Below are 20,392 nucleotides of genomic sequence, written 5' to 3' on the forward strand. Positions count from 1 at the left end.
CACAAGAGCCACACACTCCGTGCAAGGATGCCCTCCCGGCATCCCACCGCCGGGGCAAGAGGGGAAACATCAGTGAAGTCAAGGAAATTGAGCGGCACGCGCCGCCGCGTCACGATACTCGGGGCAGCCGCGACCTCGGTCGTCGCCGGAGTCGCACTGCTGCCCAACTGGTCCGCGGGCGCCGCGGTCATCGACGACCCCACGGTCGACGCGCGGACCAAGGCCACCTTCCAGCAGCTCGCCGACGCGGTCTTCACCGACCGCACGGACGCGCTGGTCACCGGCGCGCAGGGCGACCGCGCCAAGCCGCTGACCAACGGCTTCTCCGGCGGCGTCAAGCTGTCCTCCGCCACGGCCCGCACCGAGGACGCCACGCTGTCCTCCCTCGGGCAGCGCAAGGACAAGCTGGCGAAGGCCGGCGAGAAGTACAGCAAGGCCACCACCACCGTCACCCTGAACGCCACCCGCGTGACGGGCCGCACGGCCAAGGCGGACGTCACCGAGACCACGACCCTGACCTACGCGCAGGCCCGCGGCAACGCGCCGAAGAGCACCGGGTTCCAGGCCAAGCACGAGCTGACGTTCAAGGCCGACCGGCAGGGCAACTGGCAGCTCACCACCATCAAGGACACCGACCAGGGTGGCCTCGCGGTGAACACGCTGTCGAAGCCGGTCTCCGTGAAGACGGCCAAGGCCGACGACACCATGCCGAACGCCCAGCGCGCGGCGACCAGCTGGAACCCGCCCGCCGTCCCGAAGACCGGCACCGCCTACGACTACAAGGCGATGGCGGCCTACGCCGAGAAGTACGTGTACTCCTACAACAAGGACTACCCGGACTTCAACAACCACACCGCGGGCGGCGACTGCACCAACTTCGTCAGCCAGTCCCTGAAGGCCGGCGGCTGGAAGCACGTCCCGGGCTACGTGTACGACTACACCAAGTGGTTCGGCAACGCCGACATCCAGTCGGACTCGTTCATCGGCGTCAACGAGTGGTCCTGGTTCGCGCAGAACTCCAAGCGCACCACCCCGCTCGCCAACGTGTACCAGCTGGAGGTCGGCGACGTCCTCCAGATGGACTTCGACCGCGACGGGTCCAAGGACCACACGATGATCGTCACCGCCAAGAGCAACGGCGTCCCGTACGTGACGTACCACTCGAACAACACCCTGCGCAGGTCGGTGGCGAGCCTCGTCTCGTCCTACCCGACCGCGTACTTCTACGCCTACCGCACCTGATCGGACGACGGGGGCGACGAGGGAGGCCCGTTCTCCCCGAGCTCCCGTCGGCGGACCTGCTCATCCTCCGCGAGGTCGGGGTGGCGGGACCGCCAGTAGGGGTTGTCGTGCGGCAGGGCGGATCCCACCCTGCCGTACATCCCGAAGACCATCAGCAGGATCCCGATCACGAAGCTGAGCATGCAGTTCTGGATCCGGAAGGCCAGGAAGTTGTAGTCCGTCTCCAGCAGGGCCATGTTCAGGAACCCGCTGAGGATGAACAGGACGCCGAGGATCATGTTCAGCGTGGACGCGAAGTTCCCGCCGATCACCATGCCCACGAAGAGCAGCAGGCCCACGCCCACCGACAGCCAGCTGAGCGCGCCGTTGGTGTTGAGGCTCCACACCTGGTCCCCGCCGGTGTCGAAGAAGCCGATCTTGTCGATGACACCGAAGATCCCGAACACGAGCAGCCCCAGGCCCATGAGCCCGGCGCCGATCCGGTAGACCAGGTTCAGCCGGTGGTCGAGCGGCAGATGGTCGTCGAACCTGACACGCCGCCTGGACTCGGATCGCACCGAGTGTGTGGCCATCTCCGCCTCCCGCAGGGTGAGACATGCCGGCGTGGGTCCAGCCGGCGTGGAACAAACCGACGTGGTGCTTCACGACGCGGGGCACGCCGACGTCGGGCACGACGACGTCGGCGTACCGACGTGGGACGTGCCGGTGGGGTCCTGCCCATCTCAATATCCGCCCGCCCCGCGCCGCGGGCAACGCAGGGCCTCGGCCGGGCGTCAGCGCCCGGCGCCGCGCTCCTCGCGGATGCGGGCCACCACGTCGGCCACCGCCCGCCGGACGGCCTCCGTCTCGGTCAGGAAGTGCCAGTAGTCGGGGTGCCGGCCCTCCAGCGTGACGACCGCCCGCTCCAGCCGGGCCACCGCGTCGTCCAGCGGACGCGCGTGCCGCGGGTCGGGAGTGCTGCGACCCGTCATGGCCAGCCGCTGGGCGTCCCGGATCGCGAACCTGGTCCGGTCGATCTCCGCCTGCGGATCCTTCTGGACGGCGTTCAGCCTGGTCAGCCTGTCCCCGGCGGCCGAGACCGCCTCGTCCGTGGTGTTCAGCAGGGCCCGCGCCGTCGACAACAGCGCCGTGGCGTCCGGCCAGCGCTGCGCGTCGCGTGCCGCCTGCGCCTCCCTCAGCCTGGCCTCGGCCTGCCGGATGTGCTCCCCGGCCTGGTCGGGCACGTGCTGGAGGTCCTGCCAGCACGCGGCCGAGAAGCGCCGCCGCAGCTCGCTCAGGATCGGCTCCACCTGCTCCGAGCGGGTCGTCAGCGCCTGCGCGCGGGTACGCAGCGAGACCAGCCGGTGGTCGGTCTCGGCTGCCCGTTCCGGCAGCCGCTGGGCCTCCGCCCGGACCGCCTCGGCCTCCCGCGAGACCCGCTCCGCCCGCTCCAGCGTGAGCGGCACCCCGTGCCGGCCCGCACCCTGGTTCAGTTTCGTCAGCTCGGGCGCCAGCGCCGCCAGCCGCGCCGCGAGATCGTCCGCCCGCAGTCCGCTCTCCCGCGCGGTGTCCAGCGCGTTCGACGCCGCCAGCAACGCCTGCCGGGCCCGCTCCACGGCGGGCGCGAGGCGGGCCAGCTGGGTCTCCGCCTTGCCGAGCAGCGGGCCCAGACCCTCGGCGAACCGGTCCAGCTCCTGCTTGACGCGCACCAGCTCGTCCTTGGCGCGGGTCAGCTCGGTGCGCGCCCGGGAGGCCGCGGCGGCCTCCAGGTCGTCCCGGTCGAGATCGACGGCGTCGACGGCGTCGATGTACTGGCTGCTGGCCTCGTCGATGCGCCTGCCGACGGCCTCGAAGCCGGACACCGCGCGGCGGGCGGCCGGGGTGTCGTCCACCGCCCTGATCGTCTCGATCGAGATCCGCAGGTCGCGCTGGGCGCTGTCCAGCTCGTAGAACGCGGTCGCCGCCGCGTCCTTCGCGGCCTGGGCCTCCGCCCGCTGTCCCTCCGCCCGCCCGCCGAACCAGCGCCGGGTGCCGCCGCCGGCGAACGCGGCGGGCAGCACGAGGGCGAGCGCGAGGGGGAGGGCGACGAGGGCCAGGGAATCTGCCAGAGCACGGGCAGGGGCATGGGCACGGTCGCGGGCATGGGCGCGCGGCTTCGACGGCGAATACGGCTGCGCTGGTGTCGCCGTCACATCCCTCTCCCGTGCTGTGATCCGCCCTGCCAGGTGTCATTCTCCCACCCGGTGAAGACGAACACACGGGCCCTTCAGTTCGCTTTCGTCACCGTGACTTTGCCGTCGGTGGTGCGGGCGCTCACCACGTGCGCGCTGGAGGCGTCGCGGGGGACGGACACGTCCACTCCGCCGTCGTCGGTCTTCGTGGTCACCCGGTAGGCGGCCGCGGGCAGGGCGATCGTCACGGATCCGTCCTTGCTGACGGAGTCCACCCGGTCCGGCACGGTGCTCAGGGCAAGACGCACCGAGCCGTCCTCGGTGCGCGTGAGCACCGAGCGCGAGGAGACCTCGGCGCGCACGGAGCCGTCCTCGGTGCGCAGGTCCAGCGGCCCGCTGGAGTCGCTGACGTGCACGGCGCCGTCCCGGGCGTGCACGCTCAGCGCCTCCCGGAAACCCCGCGCGCGGACGCTGCCGTCGTCGTCCTCGACCCTGACGGCGACGCCCCGGGGCACCTCCACGCGGTGCTTGGCGGAGCAGTCGGCGATCACGCCCGAACAGTGCACCCGCAGCGTCAGCCGGTCGTCCTTCATCGACCAGGTCACCTTCGGGCCCTCGCCGACGGTGACGGACCCCTCGAACCACCGGGTGACCGCGACCGCGCCCGTCTTCGCCGCGTCCGACGCGACGATCTCCAGCGCCGAGTCGTCCGAGTCGATCGTCAGGGTGGGGCCCTTCAGGGCGAAGGAACGGTGGTCGGGGTGTTCGTCATCGTCGGCGGAGGCGCCGCAGCCGGTGACGCCGGCGGCGAGGGCCACGACGACCGCGGGGACGAGGAACGCGCGGGCGGAAAGGGTCGTACGGGCCATGGCGGTCTCCCCCTGGGCTGGTGACGATGCGCTCACGACCCTAGGGAGACCGGGCGCGCCGGACGATCCGGCACGCTCCCGGACGTGGGGTGGGGTTAACCCCCCACATGCGTTTGCGGGGCACCGCCCAGGGCGATGTAGGCTGTCGACTCGTCTCGGGTGCGTAGCTCAGGGGTAGAGCGCCTGCCTTACAAGCAGGATGTCGGCGGTTCGAAACCGTCCGCGCCCACCGAGGAAGACGCCCGACGCCAGGCGTCGTCGACCGCGGCCCTCCGGAATCCTCCGGAGGGCCGCGGTCGTCTACTCGCACCTGGCACGGCCGCACCGAGCGCGGCCGCACGGTTGCACCGACGGCCCGGCGGTCAGTAGTTGGCGTTGGCGAGGATCTCGCCGTCCTTGCCGTAGACGGTCACCAGGCCGTTGTCGGACTCGTAGCACGAGGCGAACGCGGAGGCGATCAGTTTGCCCTCGCCCTGATGAGGGCCCGTCAGTCCGCCGGAGAAGTCCGTGAACACCTCCGGAGCATCGAGGATGTCGTTCCGCTGCTCCGCGCCGGTGACCTTGGTGACGTGCTTGACCGCGGCCTTCTCGGTGGGCGTTCCGCTCTTGGCGACGCAGGCCTGGAACTCCTCGGCCCGGGTCCGGGAGCGCTCGGCCGGTGACTTCTCCCGCGCGGAGCTTTCGTTCGCAGAGCCTTTCTCCGCGCCGGCGACGGCCTTCTCCTTCTTGCTGTCGTCGGTCGAACCGCCGCCTCCGCTCGCCGCCACGGCGATGACGATGACGACGAAGAGGACCAGAATGCCGGCGCACCCGAGACCGGCGATCTTGCCGACGCTTCGCTTCCTGGGCTCCTGGGGCGGGTACGGCGGCTGTGGCTGCGGCGGGTACTGCTGGCTCATGGTGCCCCCTGGGGTGAACGTGACTTCCAGGTGAATAACAGGGCGAAGGAGCCGCTCGGTTGCCGCTGGGGGCGGCATTCACCCGATCGGGGTGCCCGACGTCAGCCGTGGTCCGGGAGCGGGGCCTCGTGGGCGTGCTTGAGGTTCATCCGGGCGTCGACCCGGTCGGCGACGGTGACCTCGGACCAGAAACGGTGGCACGTCACGAACACCGCCAGCTCGTGCTCCCGGCGGCGCAGCTTCTCCACCTCGGCCTGTTCGTCGGCCGTCCAGCCGGGGGAGGCGGGGCGCTCCGCCTTGCGCCAGCCCCCGGCGTCGCTGAAACCGTCCAGGGGCTCGACCGACCAGGGGAGCCGCTTCAGCAGGGCCGACAGCTCGGCCCGGACCTGATGCAGCTCCTCCTGACCGGCGCGCAGGTCGCTGGGAAAGTCATAGGTCGTAGCCACACGACAATGGTACGCCTGTTCGAATTTGAGTCGCGAGCTTCTTCGGGGTGTTCGCGTGAACGTCTGTTCGATCGAAGGTCAGTCGTCGAGCGCGGGGAGCCTGGCGGCCGGGGGCGCGGCGCAGGCGGGGGTCCCGCCGGGCAGCCGGTGACGGTTGCGGGACACCCAGCGGTAGACGATGCGGGCGCAGCCGCGGACGCCGGGCAGCCGCAGGACGGCCGACACCGCGCGGTACCCGGCGGACGGCGAGGAGCCCAGCCAGCGGGCCAGGGCGTCCGGCCCGCCCGCGAGGACCGTGGCGCCGCGCAGCAACAGAACCTCCCGGTCCAGCCGCGCGCGATGCGGCGCGGTCGACTCCTCGGGCAGAAACTGCCACGGAACCGCTTCCAGCGTCGGTGCGGCCACGGACCGGACGCGGTCGACGGAGGACTGGCAGAAGCCGCAGTCCCCGTCATAGGCGAGCACGGGAGGCGCGGAGCCCGGCTCCGGTGCGGTGGCTCGCCGTTCATTCACGGTTCGCCCGTCCACGTCTCGCCCGTCCACGGTTCGCCCGCTCACGTCTCGTCCGTCCACGGGTTCTCCCTGCGCCGTCGTCCCGCACGGCCGAGGACCGGGACGGGGCGGCGCCCGACGGCGGCCTCGGTGCGTTCGGCGGCGATCGTACTGCGGTCGAACGCCGCTGTCAGACCCTGGCCCTAGGGTGGGGACATGGACGGATCGGGTGTGGAACGGGTGCGGTTGAACCCCTGGTCGGAGGGCGACTTCTGGCTGCTGCGGCGGGCCAACAGCCCCGAGATGACCGAGCACCTGGGCGGACCGGAGAGCGAGCAGAAGCTCGCCGACCGGCAACGGCGATACGTCGAACCGTTCGCCGGCCGCATGTACCGGATCACGCTCGCGGACGGCGGGGAGAGCGTCGGCTCGATCGGTTACTGGGAGCGCGAGTGGCGGGGCGGGACGGTGTGGGAGACGGGCTGGGGCATCCTGCCCGAGTTCCAGGGTAGAGGCCTCGCCGCCACGGCGGCCCGGGTGCTGGTGGACGTCGTCCGGCAGGCGGGCGGGCACGACGCGTTGCACGCGTTCCCCGCCGTGGACCATCCCGCGTCCAACGGGGTGTGCCGCAAGGCGGGGTTCACGCTGCTCGGACAGGCGGACCTCGAGTACCCGAAGGGGAACTGGATCAGATCCAACGACTGGTTCGTCGATCTGCGCACCGGTTCCGTGACGGGATCCACCCCGGGTTCCGCGACGGATTCCACGACCGGCCAGGACGACCACGACCGGCCGGGATGACCATGACCGGCCGGGATGACCATGACCGGCTGGGGACGACCGGTCAGGACGGCCGGATCCAGGGGTGAGCCTCGGCCGGGCCTCGCGTCGCCCGCGCGGTGACGGGAGCGCGGTCGAGGCGTTCAGGAGGGAGACTCGGAGTATGTGCCGGAGTATCAAGACGCTGCGTCCGCCCGCGTTGCCCGAGGAGGCGACCGAGGACGAGATCCGCGCCGCGGCCCTGCAGTACGTGCGCAAGGTGTCCGGGTTCCGGGCGCCGGCCGAGCACAACCGGGAGGTGTTCGACACAGCGGTAGAGGCCGTCGCCGCGGCCACGGCGGATCTGCTGGACGGGCTGGAAGTGCGCGGGTCGCACCGCCCGACGGCCGCCTGACGGCTCCTTCCCGCTGTCGGCCCCCCGCCGCTTCCCGCCGTCGGCCACCGGCCTTCGGGATCCCGTCCCGTTGCCGCGTGCCCGAGAGGCGCGGCGCCGCATACGGCTTCCGCGGTGCAGCGCCGTGCCCGTGTCGGCGGGGAGCGTCTCCGCGCGGATCACGGGGAGCACGGGGACCGCAGCGATCGCGGGGATCGTGGTGTTGGTCGTAGTGGGGTGACGTTCGTCGGGGCGGTCCGTCACGCCGGCCGGCGGCGCATCACGAAGGCCGCGCCCGCGCCCGCGCCGAACAGGGCGAGCACCGAGACCCCCGTGGCCACCCAGGTGGCGCCCAGCCAGTGGGCGCCGAAGTAGCCGAGGGCGACGCTGTAGCCAGCCCAGGAGAGACCGGCGAGGGCGGACCAGGGGAGGAAGTCGCGCGGGCGACGATGGGCGGCGCCCGCGATGAGGGAGACGACGGAGCGGCCGGCCGGGGCGAACCGGGCCAGGACGACCAGTGCGCCGCCGCCCCGGGCCAGCGCGTCGCCGAGACGTTCCTGCGCGGTGGTCAGCCGGCGGGAGCGTGCGATCGCACGGTCCAGGCGCTCACCGCCGCGCCAGGCAAGCCGGTAGGCGACCAGGTCGCCCGCCACCGAGGCGGTCGTCGCGGAGAGGATCAGCACCATGATGTCCGGGACCCCGTGCGGGACCTGGCCGGTCGCCGCTCCCGAGCCCGCCGCCGCGGCCGTCGCCGCCGTGATGACGAGCACCCCGCTGGGCAGTACCGGAAGGAACACGTCGAGGAGGACCGACAGGCCCACCAACGCGTAGATCCATGGGCTGCCCAGCAGCGCCCCCACACTCTCCGACACCACCGCGTACTCCCCGTGTCTCCCCCGTGACGACCCGACATGCCGCTGTGTCGCGGGGGAGCGGCAGATGCGGCCAATGACAGCCATACAGCGTACGCGTGGAGTGTGACAGCGGATTCACCGGGGGCGCGTGTGTTCGGCACAGCACGTTCACGTGCGGGGCGTCCGTCCCACCGAGCGCCTGCATGACGGCCCGCACTTGACGGTCCGCGTGCGATGGCCCGCACATGACGGTCCGCGCGCAGCAACCCGCGCACACGGCCACCCGGGCGTCGAGGGGCCCGGGTGGCGCGCGTCGCGGCCGGGGTGGCCGGGCCGCGGAAAGCGTGTCCGGTTGCGGATCAGGCGGAGACGGCGGCCTTCCGCGTCGCCGGCTCCCGCTCCGGGCTCGTACGGCGCGGGAGGAAACGGTCCAGGCCGAGGGCGCCGGAACCGGTGAAGACCAGCAGCAGGAAGGCCCAGCAGAACATCGCGGAGGGCTCGCCGCCGTTCTGCATCGGCCACAGGGCGTGGCGCTGGTGCACGTCGAAGTAGGCGTAGGCCATGGAGCCCGAGGCCAGGAACGCCGCGGCCCGGGTGCCGAGGCCCAGCATGACCAGGGTGCCGCAGACGAGCTGGATCACGGCCGCGTACCAGCCGGGCCAGGTGCCGGCATCGACGGTGCCGCCTTTGCCGGCGGCGCCGCCGAGGACGCCGAACAGGGCCGCGGCGCCATGGCAGGCGAAGAGCAGGCCCACGACGATGCGGAAGAGGCCGACCACGTACGGCTGTGCGGAGTTGAGGCGAGCGGACATGGCGGGGAGTGCTCCTTCGGTGTCGGTCGGGCCGGTCCGAGAGCGGGGAGAGGACCGGTCGGTGGGGGTGGCGGTACCGAATCAGCGACTCACGGTAAGGGGGCCTGAACGATGCTTACAAGTTCAACTTTGGGCCATGACCTGGGGTTCGTCGGAAGCCTTCATCTCCTGGTCGCCGCACGTTGGGTGCCTCTCGCCCCCTGCGTCCACGTCCGAAAGTGTGACCGAATCCAACTCTGGGAGAGCGCGCACGACGGTCGTCCGGTGCGCACCCTCCCGAGCTCCTCTGGTTCAACCTCCTTGCCGGGAAGTGTTTCTGACGTTTGCTCAGTTCTCGGTGGCCGGTGGCGTCGCGTCACGCAGTGAGGTCGGAGTCCGTCACGGTCACCAGACGTCCGTCCCCGCGCGCCCGCTCCAGCCGTAGCCGGGCCGAACGGCCGCGCAGCGTGAGGGACATGAGCTGGTTGCCGAACCACGGTCCGCCCGTCCTGCGCCAGCTGACCGGCGGGCGGGGGCAGCGGCCGTGCCGGCGGAGCCTGCGGCCGAGCGCACGGGCCACCCCGCTCCACCCGAAACGGAAGCCCACCCGGATCGACTGTGGGACGGAGTTGTGCACGGGGGAGCAGGTGAGCTGGAGCACCCGCGCGTCAGGGCCCGTCCCGTCGGGCCAGCGGGGTTCCGCCGCGTACGCGTGGTGGACGTCTCCCGACAGCACCAGCACGCTCGCCGGCGCCCGTGTCCCCGTGCCGACCTCGGCGATCAGGTCCGCGAGCGCCGTGAACGACTCCGGAAAGGCCGCCCAGTGCTCCAGGTCCGCCCCGCGTCGCAGCTTCTCCCCGAACCGGGCCCAGCGCTCGCCGCGCTCGCCCCGGCACAGGGCCGCGTCCCATTCCTCGGCGTCGTGCACCAGGTGCGGCAGCAGCCAGGGCAGGGAGGTTCCGATCAAAAGGTGGTCGTAGGAGCCGGTGTCGTCCAGGGCCTGTTCGCGCAGCCAGGTCCGCTCGCCCGGGTCGAGCATCGAGCGCTCGTCCTCGTCCAGCACCCGGGCGGCCCGGCTGTCGACCATCAGCAGCCGCACCCGCCCGAAGTCGCGCCGGTAGCTCCACCGCACGGACGCGGGGTCGGTGTCGGCGCGGCCGGCGAAGTCACGCAGGAGGTCGGTGCCGTCGGCGGCCTCGCGCACGGCCGTGTAGAGCGCGTCGGCGGCCAGCTCGGCCGGGGTGAGGTTGCCGAGGTGCTGGTGCACCCAGTACGACATCAGGCCGCTCAGCAGCCGCTCGTGCCACCAGGGCGTGGCCCGCATGTCGGCCAGCCAGGAGGCGGAGGTGTTCCAGTCGTCGATGACGTCGTGGTCGTCGAAGACCATGCAGGTGGGCACGGTGGACAGCAGCCAGCGCACCTCGGGGTCGAGCCAGGACTCGTAATAGAGCCAGGTGTACTCCTCGAAGTCGGCGACCTCGGCTCCGGGCGCGTCCTCGAGGCCCCGGCGGGCGGCGATCTTCTCCTTGGTCGCGTCGGAGACCTCGTCGGCGTACACCTGGTCGCCCAACAGCAGCAGCACGTCGGGCCGTTCGGCCGTCGGGTCGGCGGCGAGCCGGGTGGCCAGGCTGTCCAGGGCGTCGGGGCCGACGGGGTCCTTGCCCCCGGCGGGGGGCGCCGCCCAGCGGCAGGAGCCGAACGCGACGCGCACCTCTGCGGCGTCGTCGGCGAGGGTGCGGATCTGGGAGGGCGGGAAGCGGGAGCCGGGCGGCGGCCAGACCGGGGCGTCGTCGAGGAGCACCTCGTACGCCGTCGCCGTGCCCGGGGTCAGGCCGCCGACCTCGATCAGGGCGTAGTGGTGGCCCGCCACCTGGAAGGTCGGGGCCGTGCCGCCGGCGCCGTCGGGGCAGCGCACCTCGGCGGTGCACGGGCGGCTCGCCTCGACCCAGACGGTCGCCGTCGCGCCGTCGGCGTATCTCAGCAGTGGTCCCAGCCGCAGTTCGGCCATGCGATCACCCTCCTCCGTCGCCCCGTACGGTACGGAACGACGGAGGTCCGCGGGGAGATCCCGGTAGTCAGGTTCGGTCTGGTTCGCTCATGTTCGCTCGGGTTCGGTCGGGCTGATTCGGGTCGGGCAGGGCTCGGCCGGGACCGGTCAGCAGTTGGCGAGGTGGCTCGTCAGCGCGCTCTTCTCGGCGGAGTCGACCGAGAGGTCGTAGTAGTACTTCACCTGCACCCAGGCGCGGACGTAGGTGCAGCGGTACGAGGTGAGGGACGGCATCCACTCGGCCGGGTCCTGGTCGCTCTTGGACTGGTTCACGTTGTCCGTGACGGCCAGGAGCTGCGGGCGGGTCACGTCGTTGGCGAAGGCCTGCCGCCGGGCGGTGGTCCATGCGCTCGCCCCGGAGTCCCAGGCCTCGGCGAGCGGGACCAAGTGGTCGATGTCGAGGTCGGAGGCGGCGGTCCAGGTGGCTCCGTCGTAGGGGGAGTACCAGGAGCCGCTGGTGGCGGTGCAGGCGGAGTTGGTGACGACGTTCGAGCCGTCCCGCTTGAGGACGTACTCGCGCGTGTTGCAGGTGCCGCTGATGGTGATCCAGGTGGGGAAGAGGTCGCGGCTGTAGCCGGTGCGGTTCTCGGTCTGCACGCTGAGGGAGGCCAGGTAGGTCCGGGCGGTGGCGGCGCTGACCGGGGTGGGCAGGGCTGCGGAGGCGGTCGGGGAGGTGAACAGTCCGACCGAGGCTATGAGGCAGGTGAGGGCGGCGAGTACGCTCAGCCGTCCACGCGCGTAGAACTTCGACATGCGGACTCCGTCGGGGAGGCGGGGTGGGAGTGCGGGCGGGGGAATGCTCGCGCTCGCGCATTGCGGGGAGATGTGCGCCGGATGAGAAGCTAATGACGCGAACATGACATGACAAGATGTGCGGCGGAACGATCTCCGCGAACGGCTGTGCGAGCCGTCTCGTACAATGGGGAGCGCAGAAGGGGAGTAGCTCTTCGCCGGACCGTCGACATACTGCTCAGCTCGTCTGAGCCGGCGCCCGGAGGCAGGCCCGTCGTACGGGTCGGCCGGCGAGACCTTCGGCAAGCAGTGCACACCCGTGCCGCACGGCACGGGTGACGTGTGCGCTGCCGTGCCGAGGTGTCTGGTTCGAAGTGCGCGGACTCTCGGCGGGGCGGCCCCCGACCGATTGAGGAACCTTGATCAGCATCACCGTGACGGCGGTCGTCTTCGGCGTCGTCTTCCTGGCCGAGCTGCCGGACAAGACCGCCCTGGCCGGCCTCGTCCTGGGCACCCGCTACCGCGCCTCGTACGTCTTCGCCGGGGTCGCCGCGGCCTTCGCGCTGCACGTCACGCTCGCCGTCGCGGCCGGCAGCGTGCTCACGCTGCTGCCGCAGCAACTCGTGCACGCCCTGACGGGCGTCCTCTTCCTGGGCGGCGCGGCCGTACTGCTGCTGAAGAAGGACGACGGCGAGGAGGAGATCCGGGGGCCCGAGGGCCAGTCGTTCTGGAAGGTCGCGGGCGCGGGCTTCATGCTGATCCTGGTCGCCGAGTTCGGCGATCTCACCCAGATCATGACGGCGAACCTCGCCGCCCGCTACGACGACCCGCTCTCCGTCGGCCTCGGCGCGGTGCTGGCGCTGTGGGCGGTGGCCGGACTCGGCATCGTCGGCGGAAAGGCGCTGATGAAGCGGGTGCCGCTGAAGCTGATCACGCGGATCGCGGCGCTGCTGATGCTGGCGCTCGGGGTGTGGAGCCTGTGGGAGGCGATCGCCGGCTGAGCTGAACGGCGGGTGAACGCCTCCCGGACCTTTCCCGCGTCCTGCCGGCGGGGGTGGCGGCGGGACCGCATTGTTTTGTACCGTGAGCAAACAAAGTGGCTCCCGCCCGTTTTCCCTGACCGGCGGGCGGGGCCGCCTTGTTCCCTGAGTATGCGGTCCCTACGTACAGGGTCCCTACGTACAGGGTCCCTACGTACAGGGTCCCTACGTACGCGGTCTCTACGTACGCGGTCTCTACGTACGCGGTCTCTACGTACGCGGTCTCTATGTACGGACCTGGAGCTTGTCCCCGCGCACCCGGAGCCCGTCCCTACGCATCTGGAGCTGCTGATGCCGGCCCTGACCGCCCGCGCCCTCCTGCTCGACATGGACGGCACGCTCGTGAACTCCGACGCCGTCGTCGAACGGATCTGGCGGCGCTGGGCCGAAGCGCACGGGCTCGACGGCGACGAGGTCATGCAGGTCGTCCACGGCCGGCAGGGCCACGCCTCGATGGCGGTCCTGCTGCCCGGCCGCCCCGTGCGCCTGAACCACGCGGACAACGCGCGGATGCTGGCCGAGGAGACCGCCGACATGGAGGGCGTCGTGCCGGTGCCCGGCGCGCCGGAGTTCCTCGCCTCGCTGCGGGGCGTCCCGCACGCGCTGGTCACCTCGGCGGACGTCCCGCTGTCCACGGCACGGATGGTCGCGGCCGGGCTCGCGCTGCCCGACGTGCGGGTCACCGCTGAGTCGGTCGGCGCGAGCAAGCCGGACCCCGAGGGCTTCCTCAAGGGCGCCGCCGAGCTGGGGACCGCCCCGGCGGAGTGCGTGGTGTTCGAGGACTCGGGGGCGGGCATCGCGGCCGGCCGCGCCGCCGGAATGCGCGTGGTGGGAGTCGGCCCGCGCGCCGCGGCGCACGCTCCTGACGTGCTGGTGCGCGATCTGCGCGAGGTACGCGTGGAGACCCTGCCGGACGGCGTCCGGATCCACACGCCCTGATCCCCGAGGCCCGGCCTCCCGGCTCGGACACCGAGCCCTGACACCGAGCCCGGCCTCCGGGCCCTGGGCATCAGGCCCGGGCCTCGACTCCGAGCCCGGCTGCGCCTGGAACTCGCTCTCGCTCCCGGGCCTCGACTCCGAGCCCGGCTGCGCACCGAACCCGCTCCCGCTTCCGGTAACGGGCCTCGACGCTCGGCCTCTGACGCCGAGGCTGCCGTTCCGGCGGTGCGGGGCGGGTGCGTCCGGTGTGTCAGTCCCCCCGTTCCGGTTCCCCGGGCGTGGCCGAGGCCGGCCGCGGGGGGTGGGTCATGGTTTCCTCGTCTCGGACTCCAAGGCCGTGCGGGTGGCCGGGCCGTAGACGCCGAGGCCGTCCGCGGTCGTCGCCCGGGACCACTGGTAGTTGCGCACGGCGTTCTCGACCTCGGTGCTGAACGTGCCGTCGGCCTGGCCGCTATAGAAGTACAACTGCTGCAGTCGCAGCTGGAGTTCGGTCACCTCGGCGCCCTTGTCGCCGCGCCGCAGGATGACCGCGTCGGCCGGTGCCCCCTGGCCGCCGTCGGCTCCGTTGCCGGGCGCCAGCGAGGCGCTCGCCCGAGCGGTCGGTGTGGGGCGGGGCGACTCGGCCGACGCCGATGGGGAGGGCGACGCGCTCGACGCCGACGGGGAGGGCGACGGGCTTGTGCTCTCGGAGGCGGACGGCGAGGCCTCGGAGGCCGACGGGGAGGCGGAGCGGCTCGCCGTCGGCGAGCCGGACGTCGGGTCGGTGGAGGGGGCGGGCACGGCGGCCCGCACGTCCTCCGGGGCGGCCCGGTCGCGCGCCGGCTTGTCGTAGGAGAACAGTCCGGACGCGAACCCGGCCGCCGCCACCACGGCCACGGCGGCCGCGGTCGTCGCGATCAGCAGCGTGCGGCGACGGTGTGAGCCGCGCGGTTCCTCGCCGTCTCTGTCTCCGTCTCCTTTTCCGCTTCTGTCTCCGTCGATGTCGATGTCGTGGTGCGGGGCCCGGACGGCCACCGTCTCGAACAGGCTCAGGTCGCCGGCGCCGGCGCCGGCGCGGGCGTCGGATTCGGGCTCGGACACGGGCGCGGTCGGCGGTGCGGGCGACGCCGTCGTCGCGTCCGGTGCGGGACCGCCGTGGGCCACGGCGCGCAGCGGCATGGTCGCGTCGCCGGGGACCGCCCGCAGCGGCATGGTCGCGTCGGCGGCGAAGGCGGCCCCCGCCCCGCTCCTGCTCCCGCCGCCCCCTCGGCTGCCGGCCCCGCCGCCCGCCGCGCTTTCCGCGCCCGCCGCACCGATGCCCGGCCCCTGGCCCGAGCCGGCGCCGCTGCGAGTGCGGGTGCTGGTGCCGGAGTCCTCCAGTTCCACGTACGGCCGTATCCGCAACGGATCGAAGTCCTCCGCGGCTGCCGCCTCCGCCGTGCGCGTGTCGCGCAGGGCCTCGGAGACGCGCTGGGCGCAGGCGCAGGAGGGGGTGTTGTCGGCCGCGCGGAGCGCTCCGCACTCCGGGCACGGCAGCCCCCGCCGCCCCGCCGGCCCCTGCCGCCCCGTCGGATAGATCACGCGTTCGCCCCTCCCCATCCAAACTCCAGAGATTATGCAGATCCTCTCCACGAACGATCGCCCGCGGCCCCCGGAATGCCGGATTCCGCCAGAATCCGACAGGGCTACAAGAGGCCATAACGGGTCACACCGATCACGATGGAGAGGGTCACCAGAGCCCCAGGAGGCATCCATGGCCTTGGACGCGCACAGCAGGACGGCGGATCCACGTCAGGAGCACGTGTCCGGAAACGTTCTCGTCTCTATCGGCGCCCTGCTGCTCGGCATGCTCCTCGCCGCCCTCGACCAGACGATCGTGTCGACCGCCCTGCCGACGATCGTCAGCGACCTCGGCGGTATGGAGCATCTGTCCTGGGTGGTCACCGCGTACATGCTGGCGTCGACGGCCGCGACCCCGCTGTGGGGCAAACTGGGCGACCAGTACGGACGCAAGAGGCTCTTCCAGATCGCGATCGTCCTCTTCCTCATCGGTTCGGCGCTGTGCGGAACGGCGCAGAACATGCCGCAGCTGATCGGCTTCCGGGCCGTCCAGGGCCTGGGCGGCGGCGGGTTGATGGTGCTGTCGATGGCGATCGTCGGCGACATCGTCCCGCCACGCGACCGAGGCCGCTACCAGGGCCTGTTCGGCGCGGTGTTCGGCGCCACCAGCGTCCTCGGCCCGCTGCTGGGCGGCCTGTTCACCGAACACCTGAGCTGGCGTTGGGTGTTCTACGTCAACCTGCCCGTCGGCGTCGTCGCGCTCATCGTCATCGCGGCCGTGCTCCACATCCCGCGCAGGGCGACCAGGCACGTCATCGACTACCTCGGCACCCTCCTCATCGCGTCCGTCGCCACCTGCCTCGTGCTGGTGGCCTCCCTCGGCGGCACCACCTGGGACTGGGGCTCGCCGCAGATCGTCGGCCTGACGGTCCTCGGGGTGCTGCTGGCCGTGGCGTTCGTCGCCGTCGAACGGCGGGCTGCCGAACCGGTCCTCCCGCTCAAGCTGTTCGGCATCCGCACCTTCACGCTCTCCGCCGTCATCAGCTTCATCGTCGGCTTCGCGATGTTCGGGGCGATGACCTACCTGCCGACCTTCCTCCAGGTGGTGCAGGGCGTCTCGCCGACCATGTCCGGCGTGCACATGCTGCCCATGGTGGTGGGCATGCTGCTGTCGTCCACGGGCTCCGGGCAGATCGTCAGCCGCACCGGCCGCTGGAAGGTGTTCCCGGTCACGGGCACCGCCGTCACCACCGCCGGCCTGCTCCTGCTGCACCGGCTCGACGAGCACAGCTCCACCGCCGAGATGAGCCTCTGCTTCTTCGTCTTCGGCCTCGGCCTCGGCCTGGTGATGCAGGTGCTCGTGCTCATCGTGCAGAACGCCGTCGCGTACGAGGACCTCGGCGTCGCCACCTCCGGCGCGACGTTCTTCCGCTCCATCGGGGCTTCTTTCGGCGTCGCCGTCTTCGGCACCGTCTTCGCGAGCCGTCTCGGCGACAAGCTCGCGGACGCCTTCCGGGGCGTCCGGCTCCCGCCCGGCGTCTCGGCGGGCGCGCTGGAGTCCGATCCGCGGGGCATCGCCGCCCTGCCGTCCGATCTGCGCCCGCGTGTCCTGCATGCGTACGCCTCGTCCATCACCGACGTCTTCCTGTACGCGGCGCCCGTCGCGCTCCTGGGCTTCGTCCTGGCCTGGTTCCTGCGGGAGGACCCGCTGCGCGGCTCGGTCACCGCGCCCGACGTGACCGAGACCCTCGCCAGCAACCCCGTCGAGCGCTCCTCGTTGGACGAGGTGTGCCGGGCGCTGTCGGTCCTCGGCACCCACGAGGGCCGCCGCGAGATCTACCGGACGATCACCGCGCGGGCCGGCTACGACCTCCACCCGGCCGCGAGCTGGCTGCTGCTGCGGATCAGGCGGTACGGCAGCGTCGAGCCGTCGGCGCTGGCCGAGCGCAGCACCGTCCCACTGCCGGCGATCATGGACGCGGCGCGGCAGATCGAGGAGCGCCGGCTCGCCGTGCGCGACGGACTCGACATGGTCCTGACCGGCGAGGGCCGCGAGGTCGCCGAGCGGCTCGGCGAGGCCCGCGAGGAGTCACTGACCGAACTGCTCGGCGACTGGTGGGGCCCGGACCGGCCCACCGACCTCGTCCAGCTGGTCAAGGAACTCAACGCCGAGCTGTGCGGCTCGGAGCGGGAGCAGCCGTACGGCGGGCGGGTGCTGCCCGACCACCGGCTCCCCTGAACACCCCGTCAGCCGAGATCCTTCCGGAACCAGTGGTCCGCGTACGGGTCGTCGTTGTGCGCGCCGGTCTCCGCATAGCCGAGCCGGGCGTACAGGGCACGGGCCTCGACCAGGTCGCCGCGGGTGTCGAGGATCATCCGCGTGGCGCCGAGCGCGCGGGCGGCCTCCTCGGCGGCCCGGACGAGGAGCGCCCCGCCGCCCTTGCCGCGCAGCTCCTCCCGCACGAACACCCGCTTCAGTTCGGCGGTCCCGGCGGACAGCAGCCGTACGCCCACGCAGCCGCCCGGCTCACCGTCGTACCACCCCAGAAGCAACTGCCCTCGGGGCGGAGCGAGTTCGTTCCAGGTCTGGGCGGCGATCTCCCGCTCGAGCTCGTCCGGACCGGTCCGGCGCCCCTCGTGGAGCAGATACCAGCGGTCGCTGACTTCGGTGTAGTAGGCCCGCCAGAGCGCCGCGGCGACGGGCGAGTCGAAGGGTTCCGGGGCGACGGTCCAGCTCATCCGCTCATTCTGCGGCGACGGCATGTCCGGCGCGCAACAGAATATGCGCGACGTCCGTCGAGCCCTCAGGCCCTGGCCGCCTCCCCGCCCCGTCCGCCTCCCCTCCCCGGCTGTCTTCCGGGCGGGCGCGCATCCCGGCCCCGGGCTGCCGGCCGCCCCCGTTCCCGGGCTGCCGGCCCCCCGGCCGCACGCCTTCTGACGGGCCGTCGCACCCGCCGTTTATGAGAGGAGGTCCGGGCAACCCGACAGAGGAACCGGCCCGTGGGGCCGACACACCGGAAGGCAAGGCATGTCCACAGGAGTGATCATCGCTCTGATCGTGGTCGTGGCGGCCATCGTCGCCGTCGCGGCCGTCCTGGCCGCGAGGGCCCGCGGCTCACACGGCGGACGCGGTCTGAAGCGCCGCTTCGGACCCGAGTACGACCGGGCCGTGGCCCGCCACGACGGAGACGTCAAGGCCGCCGAGCGTGAGCTCGACGCCCTTGTCGAGCGGCACGGAGGACTGCGCGAGCGGCCGCTGGAGCCCGCCGAGCGCGAGCGGTTCGAGGCCCGCTGGACGGCCGCGCAGGAGCGGTTCGTCGACTCGCCCCGTGAGGCGGTCACCGAGGCGGACCGCCTGCTCGCCGAGGTGGCCGGCGCCCGCGGCTTCCCGGCCGGCGACCAGTACGAGGAGCAGCTCGCCGCGCTCTCCGTCCACCACGCGAACCACGTCCACGGCTACCGGCGCGTCCACCGCGTCGCCCAGACCTCTGCCGGCGGCTTCGGCACGCGGCACGCGGGCGCGTCCGACGCCCACGGCACGGACCGGGGCCGTGCCTCCGGGCTCGACGGCGGCACGCCCGACACGGAGGACATGCGGTCCGCCATGGTCGAGGCGCGCGCCCTCTTCGACGACCTGATCGCTCCGGACGGCCGCGGCTCCGACCGCCACCGTGTGCAGGAGCCGGCGACCCGGGGCCGCACCGGCCACCGCCCGCAGCTGGGATTCCAGCGTCACCAGACGAAGGAGGGCTGACCACCATGTCGGACATGACACCTGACAAGGGCGTGAGCGGGGACGACCGCCGCCCGACGGACGACCGCCGCCCGACGGACGACCGCCGCCCGACGGACGACCGCGCCAAGGCCGCCCGGTCCGGCCGAGCCGTCCTGCCCGGAGAGGTCGTTCTGCCGATCGGCAAGGACCGGCCGTCCGCCGATCATTCCGCGGGCGCCGGGAGCACGGCCGGCAACGTCGGCGACGCCGGCACTGTCGGTGCGACGGGTGCGACGGGTGCGACGGGTGCGACGGGTGCGACGGGTGCGACGGGTACGAAGGGTGCGTCCGGCCCGTCCGGTGTGAAGCCCAGGCCGCTCACCCCCGACACGGTCACCGGCGCGGGCATGGGTGCGGGTGCGGGCACCGGCGCGGTGGGCGCCAGGGGCCCTGAGCCGACCAGGACGTCCGCCTCCGGGTCCCCGGTCCCCCCGATCACCGCGCCCACCACCGGACCGTCCTCCCCGACTGCCTCCGCCACGTCCATCACGCCCGCCGCTCCCACCGCGTCCTCCGCCTCCGGGTCCTCCGCCTCCGTGTCTTCCAGCGCGGGCGAGCTCGGCGTGTCCCTGCTCCCGGAGGACGAGTGCGACCGGATCTCCGCGCGTATGCGGCACGCCGTCGTCGGGTTCGTCGACGGGCCCCGGGACGCGGTGGCGGAGGCGGACGAGGTGCTGGAGGAACTCGCCGCACGCCTCACCGACGCCGTGGACCGTCGCCGCCGCAGCCTGCGAGGGTCCTGGCATCAGCAGGAGGGCGGGAAGGACCGGTCCGCGTCGGCCGCGACCGGCGTCGACACCGAGCAGCTCCGCCTGGCCCTGCGGGACTACCGCGAACTGACGGAGCGCCTTCTGCACCTCTGAAGCCTTCGGGCAGTCCGGCCCTCTGGCAGCCCGGCCCTCCGGCCGGCCGGGCGTGACCTCGACGCCGCCCTCAGGGGTCGGCGCGGTCGGTCCTCTCCCCGGCCGTCTTCCCCTCAGCCGCAGCCCGGCGCTCCCGCCACTCCTGTACGACCGCTTCCACGTCGTACGGCTTCATGCCCAGCGGGGGCCCGGGCGGCGGCTTGAACATCATGTCGCGCAGCTTGACGTTGACGTCCGTGACGATCTTCCGGACGATGCGCTCCGAGGGCGCCGCGTACGCCGCCGCGAGCGCGTCCTCCGCCTCTTTGCGCAGGGCGAGCGTCGGGGGCAGGACCGACAGACCCTCACGGACCAGCTTCCGCTTGACCCACCACAGTTCGTCGTACGGCGTTTCCATGTCCGCAGGCAACGGCCGTCCCGCACCGGGCAGTTGATCGAACTCGCCGCGCCGCTCCGCGTCCCGGATCTGCTTGTCGACCCAGGATTCGAACGGAACGCCCGGTGGCTTTCGCTCGGTCATGCGTTCATTGTGCCGGACGTGATGTGCCCGGGCGATTTATC

At 72.4% G+C, this 20,392-nt stretch carries 21 protein-coding genes and 1 tRNA gene; 9 read left to right on the forward strand and 13 right to left on the reverse strand.

What is annotated here, in order from left to right:
* Window positions 1-72: 72 nt before the first annotated feature.
* Window positions 73-1,242: an amidase domain-containing protein gene (locus IE239_RS15470; RefSeq protein ID WP_190149881.1), complete on the forward strand. Its 1,170-nt coding sequence runs from the start codon at window positions 73-75 to the stop codon at window positions 1,240-1,242.
* Here the strand turns inward: IE239_RS15470 and IE239_RS15475 are convergent.
* The 3 genes from IE239_RS15475 to IE239_RS15485 form a co-directional block, all read right to left on the reverse strand.
* Window positions 1,230-1,814, reverse strand: coding sequence for a DUF4383 domain-containing protein (locus tag IE239_RS15475; protein WP_190149882.1), 585 nt, complete (start codon window positions 1,812-1,814; stop codon window positions 1,230-1,232). The genes IE239_RS15470 and IE239_RS15475 overlap by 13 nt on opposite strands.
* A 201-nt stretch (window positions 1,815-2,015) precedes the next feature.
* Complete coding sequence (locus IE239_RS15480; protein ID WP_190149883.1) at window positions 2,016-3,413, reverse strand: hypothetical protein; 1,398 nt, start codon at window positions 3,411-3,413, stop codon at window positions 2,016-2,018.
* Between the two features lie 74 nt (window positions 3,414-3,487).
* On the reverse strand, window positions 3,488-4,261 hold the full coding sequence (locus tag IE239_RS15485; RefSeq protein ID WP_190149884.1) for a DUF4097 family beta strand repeat-containing protein: 774 nt from the start codon (window positions 4,259-4,261) through the stop codon (window positions 3,488-3,490).
* A gap of 157 nt (window positions 4,262-4,418) precedes the next feature.
* Here IE239_RS15485 and IE239_RS15490 point away from each other — a divergent pair.
* Window positions 4,419-4,490: transfer RNA gene (locus IE239_RS15490), tRNA-Val, on the forward strand.
* A gap of 133 nt (window positions 4,491-4,623) precedes the next feature.
* Here IE239_RS15490 and IE239_RS15495 read toward each other — a convergent pair.
* The 3 genes from IE239_RS15495 to IE239_RS15505 all read right to left on the reverse strand — a co-directional run bounded on the left by IE239_RS15495 (window position 4,624) and on the right by IE239_RS15505 (window position 6,119).
* Window positions 4,624-5,160: a hypothetical protein gene (locus IE239_RS15495; protein ID WP_190149885.1), complete on the reverse strand. Its 537-nt coding sequence runs from the start codon at window positions 5,158-5,160 to the stop codon at window positions 4,624-4,626.
* A gap of 101 nt (window positions 5,161-5,261) precedes the next feature.
* Window positions 5,262-5,606 (reverse strand): DUF8825 domain-containing protein, encoded by a 345-nt coding sequence (locus IE239_RS15500; protein WP_190149886.1) that lies wholly within the window; start codon window positions 5,604-5,606, stop codon window positions 5,262-5,264.
* A gap of 78 nt (window positions 5,607-5,684) precedes the next feature.
* Window positions 5,685-6,119 (reverse strand): thiol-disulfide oxidoreductase DCC family protein, encoded by a 435-nt coding sequence (locus tag IE239_RS15505; RefSeq protein WP_190149887.1) that lies wholly within the window; start codon window positions 6,117-6,119, stop codon window positions 5,685-5,687.
* Between the two features lie 195 nt (window positions 6,120-6,314).
* Here IE239_RS15505 and IE239_RS15510 point away from each other — a divergent pair, with 195 nt between their 5' ends.
* Both IE239_RS15510 and IE239_RS15515 read left to right on the forward strand, forming a co-directional pair.
* Window positions 6,315-6,899 (forward strand): GNAT family N-acetyltransferase, encoded by a 585-nt coding sequence (locus IE239_RS15510; RefSeq protein ID WP_190149888.1) that lies wholly within the window; start codon window positions 6,315-6,317, stop codon window positions 6,897-6,899.
* A 142-nt stretch (window positions 6,900-7,041) separates the two neighbouring features.
* Entirely contained in the window at window positions 7,042-7,272 is a 231-nt protein-coding gene (locus IE239_RS15515) for a DUF2277 domain-containing protein (RefSeq protein WP_190149889.1), read from the forward strand.
* A 239-nt stretch (window positions 7,273-7,511) separates the two neighbouring features.
* Here the strand turns inward: IE239_RS15515 and IE239_RS15520 are convergent, their stop codons facing one another.
* The 4 genes from IE239_RS15520 to IE239_RS15535 all read right to left on the reverse strand — a co-directional run bounded on the left by IE239_RS15520 (window position 7,512) and on the right by IE239_RS15535 (window position 11,696).
* Window positions 7,512-8,123 carry a DedA family protein gene (locus IE239_RS15520; protein WP_190149943.1) on the reverse strand — a complete coding sequence of 204 codons (612 nt, stop codon included), beginning with the start codon at window positions 8,121-8,123 and terminating at the stop codon, window positions 7,512-7,514.
* A gap of 341 nt (window positions 8,124-8,464) precedes the next feature.
* On the reverse strand, window positions 8,465-8,917 hold the full coding sequence (locus IE239_RS15525; protein WP_190149890.1) for a DoxX family protein: 453 nt from the start codon (window positions 8,915-8,917) through the stop codon (window positions 8,465-8,467).
* Between the two features lie 355 nt (window positions 8,918-9,272).
* On the reverse strand, window positions 9,273-10,904 hold the full coding sequence (locus IE239_RS15530) for an alkaline phosphatase D family protein (RefSeq protein WP_190149891.1): 1,632 nt from the start codon (window positions 10,902-10,904) through the stop codon (window positions 9,273-9,275).
* 147 nt (window positions 10,905-11,051) lie between these two features.
* On the reverse strand, window positions 11,052-11,696 hold the full coding sequence (locus IE239_RS15535) for an HNH endonuclease family protein (RefSeq protein ID WP_190149892.1): 645 nt from the start codon (window positions 11,694-11,696) through the stop codon (window positions 11,052-11,054).
* Between the two features lie 398 nt (window positions 11,697-12,094).
* On the opposite strand from IE239_RS15535, the gene IE239_RS15540 reads away from it, so the two are divergent.
* Window positions 12,095-12,676 (forward strand): TMEM165/GDT1 family protein, encoded by a 582-nt coding sequence (locus IE239_RS15540; protein WP_190149893.1) that lies wholly within the window; start codon window positions 12,095-12,097, stop codon window positions 12,674-12,676.
* Between the two features lie 330 nt (window positions 12,677-13,006).
* Window positions 13,007-13,654 carry an HAD-IA family hydrolase gene (locus IE239_RS15545; protein WP_190149894.1) on the forward strand — a complete coding sequence of 216 codons (648 nt, stop codon included), beginning with the start codon at window positions 13,007-13,009 and terminating at the stop codon, window positions 13,652-13,654.
* 306 nt (window positions 13,655-13,960) lie between these two features.
* On the opposite strand, the gene IE239_RS15550 is transcribed toward IE239_RS15545, so the two are convergent.
* On the reverse strand, window positions 13,961-15,214 hold the full coding sequence (locus IE239_RS15550) for a peptidoglycan-binding domain-containing protein (RefSeq protein WP_229878103.1): 1,254 nt from the start codon (window positions 15,212-15,214) through the stop codon (window positions 13,961-13,963).
* Window positions 15,215-15,386: 172 nt separating this feature from the next.
* On the opposite strand from IE239_RS15550, the gene IE239_RS15555 reads away from it, so the two are divergent.
* Complete coding sequence (locus tag IE239_RS15555) at window positions 15,387-17,432, forward strand: MDR family MFS transporter (RefSeq protein WP_190149896.1); 2,046 nt, start codon at window positions 15,387-15,389, stop codon at window positions 17,430-17,432.
* Window positions 17,433-17,440: 8 nt separating this feature from the next.
* Here the strand turns inward: IE239_RS15555 and IE239_RS15560 are convergent, their stop codons facing one another.
* Entirely contained in the window at window positions 17,441-17,932 is a 492-nt protein-coding gene (locus tag IE239_RS15560; protein WP_190149897.1) for a GNAT family N-acetyltransferase, read from the reverse strand.
* Between the two features lie 289 nt (window positions 17,933-18,221).
* Between IE239_RS15560 and IE239_RS15565 the strand changes: the two genes are divergently transcribed.
* Both IE239_RS15565 and IE239_RS43255 read left to right on the forward strand, forming a co-directional pair.
* Window positions 18,222-18,947 (forward strand): hypothetical protein, encoded by a 726-nt coding sequence (locus IE239_RS15565; protein WP_190149898.1) that lies wholly within the window; start codon window positions 18,222-18,224, stop codon window positions 18,945-18,947.
* Between the two features lie 14 nt (window positions 18,948-18,961).
* Window positions 18,962-19,831: a hypothetical protein gene (locus IE239_RS43255; RefSeq protein ID WP_190149899.1), complete on the forward strand. Its 870-nt coding sequence runs from the start codon at window positions 18,962-18,964 to the stop codon at window positions 19,829-19,831.
* A 70-nt stretch (window positions 19,832-19,901) separates the two neighbouring features.
* On the opposite strand, the gene IE239_RS15575 is transcribed toward IE239_RS43255, so the two are convergent.
* On the reverse strand, window positions 19,902-20,351 hold the full coding sequence (locus tag IE239_RS15575; RefSeq protein WP_190149900.1) for a DnaJ family domain-containing protein: 450 nt from the start codon (window positions 20,349-20,351) through the stop codon (window positions 19,902-19,904).
* Window positions 20,352-20,392: the final 41 nt, after the last annotated feature.

Origin of the sequence: Streptomyces humidus (assembly GCF_014649655.1) — a bacterium.
GTDB lineage: Bacteria > Actinomycetota > Actinomycetes > Streptomycetales > Streptomycetaceae > Streptomyces > Streptomyces humidus.

Excerpts from the sequence above, each read along its gene's own strand:
- IE239_RS15535 (WP_190149892.1), bottom strand. The coding sequence starts at position 11,696 with ATGTCGAAGTTCTACGCGCGTGGACGGCTGAGCGTACTCGCCGCCCTC.
- IE239_RS15560 (WP_190149897.1), bottom strand. The coding sequence starts at position 17,932 with ATGAGCTGGACCGTCGCCCCGGAACCCTTCGACTCGCCCGTCGCCGCG.
- IE239_RS43255 (WP_190149899.1), top strand. The coding sequence starts at position 18,962 with ATGACACCTGACAAGGGCGTGAGCGGGGACGACCGCCGCCCGACGGAC.
- IE239_RS15515 (WP_190149889.1), top strand. The coding sequence starts at position 7,042 with ATGTGCCGGAGTATCAAGACGCTGCGTCCGCCCGCGTTGCCCGAGGAG.
- IE239_RS15575 (WP_190149900.1), bottom strand. The coding sequence starts at position 20,351 with ATGACCGAGCGAAAGCCACCGGGCGTTCCGTTCGAATCCTGGGTCGAC.
- IE239_RS15525 (WP_190149890.1), bottom strand. The coding sequence starts at position 8,917 with ATGTCCGCTCGCCTCAACTCCGCACAGCCGTACGTGGTCGGCCTCTTC.
- IE239_RS15485 (WP_190149884.1), bottom strand. The coding sequence starts at position 4,261 with ATGGCCCGTACGACCCTTTCCGCCCGCGCGTTCCTCGTCCCCGCGGTC.
- IE239_RS15545 (WP_190149894.1), top strand. The coding sequence starts at position 13,007 with ATGCCGGCCCTGACCGCCCGCGCCCTCCTGCTCGACATGGACGGCACG.
- IE239_RS15555 (WP_190149896.1), top strand. The coding sequence starts at position 15,387 with ATGGCCTTGGACGCGCACAGCAGGACGGCGGATCCACGTCAGGAGCAC.
- IE239_RS15495 (WP_190149885.1), bottom strand. The coding sequence starts at position 5,160 with ATGAGCCAGCAGTACCCGCCGCAGCCACAGCCGCCGTACCCGCCCCAG.
- IE239_RS15510 (WP_190149888.1), top strand. The coding sequence starts at position 6,315 with ATGGACGGATCGGGTGTGGAACGGGTGCGGTTGAACCCCTGGTCGGAG.
- IE239_RS15475 (WP_190149882.1), bottom strand. The coding sequence starts at position 1,814 with ATGGCCACACACTCGGTGCGATCCGAGTCCAGGCGGCGTGTCAGGTTC.
- IE239_RS15530 (WP_190149891.1), bottom strand. The coding sequence starts at position 10,904 with ATGGCCGAACTGCGGCTGGGACCACTGCTGAGATACGCCGACGGCGCG.
- IE239_RS15565 (WP_190149898.1), top strand. The coding sequence starts at position 18,222 with ATGTCCACAGGAGTGATCATCGCTCTGATCGTGGTCGTGGCGGCCATC.